This window comes from Blastococcus sp. SYSU DS0753, from assembly GCF_054051175.1.
In genome coordinates this window covers 88,640-99,472 of sequence record NZ_JBJHAT010000014.1, presented here as the reverse complement: position 1 = coordinate 99,472, position 10,833 = coordinate 88,640, and the positions used below count along the sequence as shown (strand labels likewise).

Annotated in this window: 6 protein-coding genes and 1 pseudogene; 5 read left to right on the top strand and 2 right to left on the bottom strand. The window is 73.0% G+C overall.

Annotation, left to right across the window (positions count from 1 at the left end; all coding sequences use genetic code 11):
* Positions 1 to 153: 153 nt before the first annotated feature.
* The 5 genes and pseudogenes from ACI799_RS12605 (at position 154) to ACI799_RS12585 (ending at position 7,334) form a co-directional block, all read left to right on the top strand.
* Positions 154 to 414, top strand: coding sequence for a hypothetical protein (locus ACI799_RS12605; RefSeq protein WP_456588305.1), 261 nt, complete (start codon positions 154 to 156; stop codon positions 412 to 414).
* Between the two features lie 140 nt (positions 415 to 554).
* Positions 555 to 3,854, top strand: a pseudogene (gene fdh / locus ACI799_RS12600) (formate dehydrogenase).
* Positions 3,855 to 3,966: 112 nt separating this feature from the next.
* A complete protein-coding gene (locus tag ACI799_RS12595) occupies positions 3,967 to 5,028 on the top strand; it encodes a 4Fe-4S dicluster domain-containing protein (RefSeq protein ID WP_456592878.1) in 1,062 nt (353 codons plus the stop codon).
* A gap of 1 nt (position 5,029) precedes the next feature.
* Positions 5,030 to 6,073: an NrfD/PsrC family molybdoenzyme membrane anchor subunit gene (gene nrfD / locus ACI799_RS12590; protein WP_456613213.1), complete on the top strand. Its 1,044-nt coding sequence runs from the start codon at positions 5,030 to 5,032 to the stop codon at positions 6,071 to 6,073.
* A gap of 154 nt (positions 6,074 to 6,227) precedes the next feature.
* Positions 6,228 to 7,334 (top strand): glycosyltransferase family 4 protein, encoded by a 1,107-nt coding sequence (locus ACI799_RS12585; protein ID WP_456613212.1) that lies wholly within the window; start codon positions 6,228 to 6,230, stop codon positions 7,332 to 7,334.
* Here ACI799_RS12585 and ACI799_RS12580 read toward each other — a convergent pair.
* Both ACI799_RS12580 and ACI799_RS12575 read right to left on the bottom strand, forming a co-directional pair.
* Positions 7,322 to 8,860 carry a lipopolysaccharide biosynthesis protein gene (locus ACI799_RS12580; protein WP_456613211.1) on the bottom strand — a complete coding sequence of 513 codons (1,539 nt, stop codon included), beginning with the start codon at positions 8,858 to 8,860 and terminating at the stop codon, positions 7,322 to 7,324. The genes ACI799_RS12585 and ACI799_RS12580 overlap by 13 nt on opposite strands.
* Entirely contained in the window at positions 8,857 to 10,788 is a 1,932-nt protein-coding gene (locus ACI799_RS12575; protein ID WP_456613210.1) for a hypothetical protein, read from the bottom strand. The genes ACI799_RS12580 and ACI799_RS12575 overlap by 4 nt, the downstream gene beginning before the upstream one ends.
* Positions 10,789 to 10,833: the final 45 nt, after the last annotated feature.

Genomic DNA, 10,833 nt, shown 5'->3' with positions numbered 1-10,833 from the left:
GCGATCGGCGACGCCGACCACGGCGCCAACATGCACCGCGGGATGACCGCGGTGGGGGGGGGGGGGGGGGGGGGGGGGGGGGGGGGGGGGGGCGGCGGGGGGGGGGCCCGCCCCCCCCCCCCCCCCCCCCCCGACCGGATCGACGGCCTGCAGATGAGCGTGCAGTCCTGCGCCACGCCGTGGACGAAGGCGGGCGGGGGCTGGTCGTGCGGCGGCGCCGTGACCGACTTCTACGCCGGCCCGATCGTCATGGACGAGGCGCTCGCCGGCGCCGCGAGCCTGCGGCCGGGTGGGGTGGACCACCTGCTGACCACGGTCTCGTTCCCGTCGACGGCCGGTGACGAGCTGCGCCGGCAGTCCAGCACCTTCACCTTCACCTTCACCGCGACGCAGCGCGACGGCGCCGCGCGCTGACCCGGCGACCGCGCGGCGGGTACCGGGCCCACGGGGGGCCCGGTCCCCGCCCGCGCGGCTGTCCGCAACCGCCCGTTGCGGACGGTCCCGATCCGGTGCGCGGGCCTGTCGGCGCGCCGCGCGGGACGCCGGATGGCAGAGTGACGCAGGTGAAGACCTGGCTCGACAGCTGGCCGGTGTACCGCCAGCTCACCGGCTCCGACCCGCTGGGCCGTGGCAAGGCCGCGCGCAGCAAGGCCACCGAGGCCACCGTGTCGCGCACCGCCACCGCTGACCGCGTCGTGAAGAGCGTCTGCCCGTACTGCGCCGTCGGCTGCGCGCAGAACGTGTACGTGAAGGACGAGCAGATCGTCCAGATCGAGGGCAACCCCGACTCGCCGGTCAACCGCGGGCGGCTGTGCCCCAAGGGCAGCGCGAGCAAGCAGCTGGTCACCAGCCCGACCCGGGTCACCACGGTCAAGTACCGCCGTCCGTTCGGGACGGAGTGGGAGGACCTCGACCTCGACACGGCGATGGAGATGATCGCCGACCGCGTCCTGGAGGCACGCCGCAAGGGCTGGCAGGACGAGGACGGCGGGAAGCGCGTCAACCGCACCATGGGGATAGCGAGCCTCGGAGGGGCGACCCTCGACAACGAGGAGAACTACCTCATGAAGAAGCTCTACAGCGCCCTCGGCGCCATCCAGATCGAGAACCAGGCGCGCATATAGCACTCCTCCACGGTGCCCGGTCTGGGTGCCTCGTTCGGTCGTGGTGGCGCCACGAACACCCAGCAGGACCTCGCGAACGCCGACTGCATCGTCATCGAGGGCTCCAACATGGCCGAGTGCCACCCGGTGGGCTTCCAGTGGGTGGCCGAGGCCAAGGCGCGCGGCGCGAAGATCGTGCACATCGACCCGCGGTTCACCAGGACCAGTGCGATAGCCGACCTGCACGTGCCGCTGCGGATGGGCAGCGACATCGCCTTCCTCGGCGGCCTGATCAGGTACGTGCTCGACAACGAGCTGTACTTCAAGGAGTACGTCACCGCCTACACGAACGCCGCCGCGCTCATCGGCGAGGAGTTCGTCGACGCGGAGGACCTCGGCGGCCTGTTCTCCGGCTTCGACCCGGAGACGAGCACCTACGACGAGACCAGCTGGCAGTACGAGCTCGAGGAGCCGGCGCAGTCGGGTGCCGACGACCCGGCCGAGGCCGCGGAGCAGGACCGGACCGACGACGACCCGTCGGTCACGAGGGCCGACCGCGCGCAGGCGGCCGGCAGCGGCGGGCCGCCGATCCCGGGCAAGCCCAAGCGCGACGAGACGTTGCAGCACCCGCGCTCGGTGTTCCAGATCCTCAAGCGGCACTACGCCCGCTACACCCCCGAGATGGTGTCCGAGGTCTGCGGCATCGAGCCGGAGGTCTTCGAGCAGGTCGCGCGGTGGGTCACCGAGAACAGCGGCCGCGACCGGACGACGGCGTGGGTGTACTCGGTGGGCTGGACGCAGCACAGCGTCGGCGCGCAGTACATCCGCACCTGCTCGATCCTGCAGCTCCTGCTGGGCAACATCGGCCGCCCCGGCGGCGGGATCATGGCGCTGCGCGGGCACGCCAGCATCCAGGGCTCGACCGACATCCCGACGCTGTACAACATCCTGCCGGGCTACCTCCCGATGCCCCACGCGCTGCAGCACGACGACCTCGACGACTACGTCGCCGACGCCGCCGGCAAGGCGGGCTTCTGGGGCAACAAGCGCGCCTACATGACCAGCCTGCTCAAGGCGTGGTGGGGCGACGCGGCGACGGCGGAGAACGACTTCTGCTTCGACTACCTGCCCAGGATCAACGGCGACCACAGCTCCTACCGCACGATCGCCGACATGATCGAGGGCAAGGTCTCCGGCTACTTCCTGGTCGGGGAGAACCCCGTGGTCGGGCACCCCAACGGCCGGATGAACCGGTTCGGCCTGGCCAACCTCGACTGGCTGGTCGTCCGCGACCTGCAGTTGATCGAGTCGGCGACCTTCTGGCAGCAGGCGCCGGAGATCGAGACGGGGGAGCTTTCCCCCGATTCGATCGGTACCGAGGTCTTCTTCATGCCCGCGGCGACGCACGTGGAGAAGGAAGGCACCTTCACGCAGACCCAGCGGATGCTGCAGTGGCGGGACAAGGCGGTCGAGCCGCCGGACGACGCGCGCAGCGACCTGTGGTTCTACTTCCACCTCGGCCGCATCCTCCGCGAGCGGCTGAAGGACTCCACCGACCCGCGCGACCGCCCGCTGCTGGACCTGACCTGGGGCTATCCGGTGCACGGCGAGCGGCTCGAGCCGGACGCCGACGCGGTGCTGCGCGAGATCAACGGCTTCGGCCCCGACGGTCAGCTGCTGAACTCCTACATGCAGATGAAGGACGACGGCTCGACGACCGGCGGCTGCTGGATCTACTGCGGCGTCTACGCCGACGGCGTCAACCAGGCCCGTCGGCGCAGGCCGGCGGCCGAGCAGGGCCCCGCGGCCCCCGAGTGGGGCTGGGCCTGGCCGCTCAACCGCCGTGTCCTCTACAACCGTGCCTCGGCCGATCCCGACGGCAAGCCGTGGAGCGAGCGCAAGAAGTACGTGTGGTGGGACGAGGCGGCCGGCGAGTGGACCGGTCTCGACGTCCCCGACTTCGAGAAGAACAAGCGCCCCGACTACGTGCCGCCCGACGACGCTCGGGCGCAGGACGCGCTGCGCGGCGACGACCCGTTCGTCATGCAGGGCGACGGGAAGGGCTGGCTCTACGCGCCGGCCGGCCTGGTGGACGGGCCGCTGCCGACGCACTACGAGCCGGCGGAGTCGGTCGTCGGGAACGCGCTGTACGAGGTGCAGGCGAACCCGACGATCGAGCGGATCCCGGGTCCGTGGAACCGGGAGAACCCGTCGCGCAGCGACGTCTTCCCGTTCCAGGTGACCACCTACCGGCTCACCGAGCACCACACCGCGGGCGCGATGAGCCGCACGCTCCCCTACCTGGCGGAGCTGCAGCCGGAGTTCTTCGTCGAGGTGAGCCCGGAGCTGGCCCGGCTGCGCGGACTGGCCAACGGCGAGTACGCGACGCTGGTCAGCGCCCGGACGGCGATCGAGGCGAAGGTGCTGGTCACCGAGCGGATGCGGCCCATCAAGCTGCGCAACGGCACGGTCGTGCACCAGATCGGCATGCCGTACCACTGGTCCTACAGCGGCATCTCCACCGGGGATTCGGCCAACGACCTGCTCGGCATCGTGCTCGACGCCAACACCCACATCCAGGAGGACAAGGTCAGCACCGCCGACATCGTGCCGGGACGACGCCCGCGCGGCCCGGAGCTGCTCGACTTCGTGGAGAGCTACCGCCGGCGGGCCGGGGTGGAGTCGGGCCGGGTGGGGCTCAACGGCCGCGACCCGGTGGCCGCCGAGGCCGGCGAAGGATCCACGCAGTGACCGGCGGGATCGCGATGATCAGGTCAGCTGATCGTTCCGGGTCCTGGCTCAGCGCCGGTCGTGAGCCAGGACCCGCCATGGTGAGCCAGGACGACGTGCGGGAGGGAGTGCGATGACGATCAGCTCGGCCAGCCCGGCCTTCACCGGCCGCGACCCGGAGAACCGGCTGTTCGGCCCGCTGCCCGACGTCACGGCCGAGGCCGGCTACGAGGAGGAGCACCCCAAGCGGGTGGGCTTCTTCACCGACACCTCGGTCTGCATCGGCTGCAAGGCCTGCGAGGTGGCGTGCAAGGAGTGGAACACGCTCCCGATGGACGACTCCCACGGCGTCCGCGATGCCCTGGGCCTGTCCGGCATGTCCTACGACAACACCGGGCAGCTGGGCGCGAACTCCTGGCGGCACGTGGCGTTCATCGAGCAGAGCCGCGCCGTCGACCTGCCGATGCCCACGTTCGGCCGGCCGGGCGACGACCGGCAGGGCAGCGGACCGTCGCCGGCGGTCGCCGGGGACGACGTGAGCCTGGCGAACGCCCAGCAGAGCGTGCTCAACGCCGAGGCGCTGAGCGAGTTCGACCCGCAGACCGGCCAGACCGGCGCGGACAAGCAGATCCGCTGGCTGATGAGCTCCGACGTCTGCAAGCACTGCACGCACGCCGGGTGCCTCGACGTCTGCCCGACGGGGGCGCTGTTCCGCACGGAGTTCGGCACCGTGGTGGTGCAGGGTGACATCTGCAACGGCTGCGGCTACTGCGTGGCGGCCTGCCCCTACGGCGTGATCGACCAGCGCAAGGACGACGGCCGGGTCTTCAAGTGCACGATGTGCTACGACCGGCTCACCGACGGGCTGCAGCCGGCGTGTGCCACGGCGTGCCCGACGCAGTCGATCCAGTTCGGTGACCTCGACGAGCTGCAGGAACGCGCCGACGCACGGCTGGCGACGCTCAAGGCGCAGGGCGTGGAGACCGCCCGGCTCTACGGCCGGGACGAGAACGACGGCGTCGGCGGTGACGGGGCCTTCTTCCTGCTGCTCGACGAGCCGGAGGTCTACGGCCTGCCGCCGGACCCGATCGTGACGACGCGGGACCTGCCGGCGATGTGGAAGGCGGCCGGCAAGGCCGCGGCGATGATGGTCGGGGTCGCCGTCACGGCGATCCTCGGCTCGCGGCGGAGGTGACATGACCGGCGGTATCACCAGCCCGGGCTCGGGGTGGCGCCAGGCCGACCAGGGCCCGGCGGTGCAGCGGACGGGCAAGAAGCGCCGCAAGCGCGGCGGGGGCCGGGGTCGCGGCGAGGTCGCGATGGTCGACGACGTCGAGTTCACCTCGTACTACGGCCGGCAGATCGTGAAGACGCCGGTGTGGAAGACGCCGGACGTGCCGCTCTACCTGTTCCTGGGTGGGGCGGCCGGCTCGTCGGCGATCCTCGGCGCGCTGGCCGACGTCACCGACCGCCCGGCGCTGACCCGGGTGTCGCGGTACACCGCGGGCGCCGGGTCGATCCTGTCGGTGGTCTTCCTCATCCACGACCTGGGCCGGCCGGAGCGGTTCCTGCACATGCTGCGGGTGCTCAAGCCGACGTCGCCGCTGTCGGTGGGCACCTACATCCTGGCGCCGTTCAGCGCGGCGGCCGGCGCGACGGCGGCGGTGGAGCTGCTGGGCTGGTTCCCGCGGCTCAAGCGCTTCGGCGGTGCGGTGGCCGCGGTGTTCGGTGGCCCGCTGGCGACCTACACCGGCGTGCTGCTGGCCAACACCGCGGTGCCCTCGTGGCACGCGGCGCACACCCAGCTGCCGTTCGTCTTCGGCGGCTCGGCGATGGCCGCCGGTGGGGGCATCACGATGGTGTTCACGCCGGTGGAGGAGGCGGCGCCGGCGCGGAAGATGGCGATGGCCGGGGCGGCGATCGAGCTCGCCGCGATGCACAAGGTCGAGAACGACCACGGCATCCTCAGCGAGCCGTTCCACGAGGGGCGGCCCGGGAAGCTGATGCGCGCAGCGCAGGCGTGCACCGCGGTGGGTGCCGGGCTGACGGCGGTGGCCGGGCGGAAGCGGTGGGGCGCGGTCGCGTCCGGGACGCTGCTGGCGGCCGGCTCGCTGCTCACCCGGTTCGGCGTCTTCGAGGCGGGCATCGCCAGCACCAAGGACCCGAAGTACGTCGTGATCCCGCAGAAGGAGCGGCTCGCCGCCCGGCAGCAGGAGCACGCCTCGACGACCACCCGGTAACGGGTACCCGCCCGGCTGCTCCGGTCCGGCCGCGGAGCCGGCACCGGCCTGTGCGCGCGTCTACGATGCCCTGGCTCACCCGGAGCGGCCGGAGGACCCGGCGCGAGGCCGTGCAGCGGGTACCTCGACGAGACCACCGGGGCTGGAGGATGCCGTGCGGATACTGTCCGTGGTCACGCTCGGCAGCGCCACCGGACGCTTCGGTGGCCCGTTCGAGACAACCCTGCACCAGGCGCAGATCATGGCCTCGTGCGGGCACTCCGTTCGGCTGCTGTTCGGTACCGAGCCGGGTGACGAGCCGGTGCTGGAGGCGACCCCGGGCCTGACCGCCGTGCCGGTACGCGTCCGGCCCCTCACCCGACGGTGGCCCTTTTCCTCGCTGTTCTCCTGGGCGGCTCTCCGAGAGGCATGGCGGCAGTGCGCGGACGCCGATGTCGTGCACGTGGCCATGGCACGCGACCTGGTTCCGGGCGCCGCGGCCGTGGCGGCGCTCCTCCGCGGCCGGCGGCTGGTCCTGCAACCCCACGGCATGCTCACGACGACCTCGGCCGGTGCCGGGCCGGCGGACGCGCCGGTCGGCCTCCTGCTGCGCCGGGCCCATCGGCTGATCGCGCTCACCGACCGCGAGGCGGGGGAACTGGTCACCCGGTACCGCGTCGACGCGGACAGGGTGACGGTGCTCGGCAACCCCGTCGACCCGCGGGCGGCCGCGCAGGAGCGGCCGCCCGGGCACCGGCTCGAAGCGCTCTTCGTCGCCCGGTTGCACCCCCGCAAGCGACCGGAGGACTTCGCGGCCGCGGCACGAACCGCCAGCGAGGCCGGCTGGCCCGAGCGGTACGTGCTGCTGGGGCCGGACGGGGGCATGCTCCACCGCCTCCGTCCCGACATCGAGGCGATCGACACCCTGGAGTACGCGGGTTCCGTCCCCGGTGCGGCAGTCGCCGCACGGGTGGCACGCACCGGCGTGTTCGTCCTCTGCTCGGAGGAGGAACCCTGGGGCAACGTCCTCGTCGCGGCGCTGGCCATGGGGGTGCCCTGCGTCGTCACCGCCTCGAGCGCCCTGGCCGACCGCCTGGCCGCTGCGGGTGCCGCCGTGGTGGTCCCCGACCGGGACGCCGCGGCGCTCGCCGCCGCCGTCCACGAGGTGCTCGGGTCCGCCGACCTCCGGGACGACCTGGCCCGGGGTGGCCGCCGCTTCATCGCCGACCACCTGTCCCCGTCGCGTCAGGCCGGCACCCTGCTCGAGGTCTACACCCGCTGATCGACGGCTCGGCCACCGCGACGACGCAGGACGTGCCCGATGACCTCGAGCTCTGCGGTGAAAGCCCGCCGCAGCACGACCACGGCGGCTGCGGTCACGAGCCCGCCGGCGCCGCCTGCCAGGAGCAACGTCCCGAGCACGAGGTCCCAGGAACGGGTGAGCGCGGCGACCGCGTACACCGCGCCGAACACCACCACGGCCAGGGGCAGGTACTTCAGCGCGTACAGGCGGATCACCATGCCGACCAGCCCCTCGGCCACCCGGCCGGAGAAGTGCAGCATGACCAGGAAGTGCGCCAGGATGGCCACCGACGCCCCGATCGCCACCCCGTCGATTCCCCACCGCGAGCCGATCAGGCAGCCGGCGACGACTTCTGCGGCGTACAGCCACTGCCGCCACGCGGCTCGGTAGACGGCGCCGGTGGCCCGGGTCAGCGAGCCGCTGATCTTGTACGAGGCCCGCGGCACCAGGACGAGCGCGAACACCTGGAGCGGCAGCACGACGGCCGACCAGCTGTCCCCGAGCAGGACCGCGACCACCTCGGGCGCGAGCACGAACAGGATCGCGCTGCCCGGCACGCCCACCAGCGCGACCAGTGAGCTGGCCCGCAGGAACGCCGTCCTGAGCCGGTCCCCGTCGTGCTGCACCTTCGACATGGCGGGGAACAGGACCTTGTCGACGGCGCCCCCGATCAGGTTGGCCGGCTGGGCGAGCAGCTGGTAGGCCCGCCCGTAGATGCCGAGCGCGTACGTGCCCAGGACGTTGGCGGTGATCAGGTTGTCGGCGTTGAGCGCCGTCCAGTTGCCGAGCTGCGAGAGCGAGTAGCCGCTCCCGAACGTCAGCAGGGGGCGGACCTCCCGGCCCATCGCCCGGATGCCGAGCGGACGCAGGGCGGGGCGGGCCACCACGGTGTACCCGACGGCGGTGATCGCGGCGCTGGCCACGGCTCCCCACACGATCGACCACGCCCCGAAACCCAGGGCGGCGAGCAGGACGCTCACGCCCATGGCGCCCGGCCCGGCCGCGAGGGCGTCGACGACCGACATGGCCCGGAACTGCAGGCGGCGCTGCAGCAGCCCCGTCGGCACGGCGGCGAGCCCGGCGAGCGGCAGCGCGACCGCGAGCAGGTGCAGCAGATCGTTCTCCCGCGGGAGGCCGACCAGGCCGTTGATCCACGGGGCCAGCACGAACAGGAGCCCGCCGAGGCAGGTCCCGAGGGCCAGGGAGAAGCACCAGGCCGCCGTCTCCTGCTCGGTCCGCAGGGTCGCGCGCTGCACGACGGCCGGGCCCACACCCAGCTGGCTCACCAGCGTGGCGAGCCCGACGACGAGCGCCGCCGCTGCCGCGGCACCGAACTCCGCGGGGGTCAGCAACCGGGCGAGCAGCACCATGGTGGCGACCGACAGCAGCGCCTGCGACACAGCGCCCCCGAAGGACCACACGAAGCCGCGCGCCGTCGTCCGCGTCAGCGAGTTCGCCTCGGGCGCGGCTCCGTCCGGCGCCGGGGCCCTCCGGCGGCTCGTCACCGACCGCGCGCCAGCCGGCGGACGACCCGCCGCGCCGCGCGGAGGTAGCGCCCGGCGGGCGAGGCGAGCAGCCGCTTGGCGGCCCTGCGCGGCAGGGCCGCACCGTGCAGGCGCACGTACCAGACCAGCTGCACGGTCGCCGCCCGGAGCCGGATCGCCGGGGTCGGGGCGGCCAGCAGCGCCGCGACGGGCAACCCGGTCACCGCCGGGTGGAACGCCGCGTTCCCGACCGGTCCGAGCAGCCACTCGCGGATCGGGGTGTCGTAGGCGCCGCCGGCGTCGGGTGCCCCGCGGAAGGTGTACGAGTCCAGCAGCGGGGGGACCGGGCCGGCGTACTCCTGCAGGAACTCCAGGTCGACCACCCGCAGGCCGGCCCGCGGGTCGGACAGCAGGTTCTGGGTGGACAGGTCAAGCAGGAACAGGCCGCGTTCGTGCAGGTCCCGTGCCAGACGGGCCAGCGCACGCGCGGCCGGGAGTCGCAGTTGCACGTCCCCCGAGGTCGGCAGCTGGCGGAGGACGTGACTGCGGTCGTCGGTGTAGAGCGGCGTCACGAACCACCGCTCGCCGGCCTCGAGCAGCTCCGGCATCCCGGGGATGTCGCACAGTTCGGTGCGCGCGCGCAGCTCCCGCTCGAAGAAGCGCACGGCGCCCGGCCGGAAGACCTTGCACACGCTGGCCCCGTGCACGGGGTGGTCCACGATCGCCACCTGCGCCCGGCGCGCCTCGCCCGAGAGCATCCGCAGGACCGGGTACGGGAAGGCGCACCCGTCGACCAGCCGCTGGGAGAGCCCGCGCACCTCCGCCTCGAAGCCCGGATCGCCCAGTGCCTCCAGGTAGTCCAGCGCCTGGCCGCCGTTGTCGGAGGAGTGCACCGGGTTGTACCGCGCCTCTCGCGGGACGTCGCGCAGCAGCCGGTCGCGCAACCGTTCCTTGGCGGCGGGGATGCGCACGTTGACCTCCCGCCCGCCACCGGCCGGTCGCACCAGCCGGGGTGCCACGTCGTAGGCGACCAGGTACACGGACGGCGCTCCGCCGCTGACCGGCCACGGTCCCTGCTCCCAGTTGCCCCCGCGCAGCCGGTGCGCGGCCGCTTCCCGCTGCGCCGCGTCGAGCTGCACCACGTCGAGCACCTCGAAGCCCTGCCGGTCCAGCTCCCGGCACGCCTGGGCGACGCTCCCTGCCGCCCGCTCCCGCAGCACGAAGACGGCGAGCCCCCGCCACACCTCGTCGACCTCCGCGTGGTCGCCGAAGAACCGATCGAGGAGCCACGGGTTGGTCGGCACCAGCCGTTCCAGCGTGTCCAGCGGCGGGCGCAGGCCCTTCCCGTGCAGGTACAGGTCCAGGGCGTCCAGCGTGGGGAGGACGGCGATGCCGAGCTCGGCCGCGAGACCGGCCAGCACCGCCTCGTAGTCGTGGTCGGTCGTCTGCCGGGGCCGCTCGGACCGCACGCCGTCGGGCAGGCCCGAGGTCCAGCCCTTGTGGTAGACGGCGTGGTAAGCCAGGGAGTCGAAGTACACCTCGGGGCCGGGCACCTTCACCCCGCCGGGAGAACGCACGGCGCCGGCCAGGACCCGCCGGGCGAAGCGCGGCGGGTAGTACGGGATGCCCTCGTAGTCCGTGCCCGGCAGTCCGCTGACGGTGTAGACGTCGAACTTCTGGCTGCCCCGGAGCGGCCGCCGATCCACCAGGAGGGTCGAGACGTACGCCAGGTCCTCGTCGGCGACGAGGATGTCGACGTCCTCCCCCTCGTCGACGTGCGGCAGCGACTCGAACCAGCGGAGGACGACGTAGGACACCTGCTGCTCGTCGAGCAGCCGGAAGAACGAGACCAGGTCGATGCCGGGCGCCAGGTAGCGGCGGGCGGGGCCGCCGGAACCGAGCAGGAGTTCTCGCGCCGCTCGTCGAGCTTTCGTAACGGCCGTGACCACTCGTCGTCCTCCCGGTGCGGGCGGGCCCGTGGCGGCCCGGGTCGT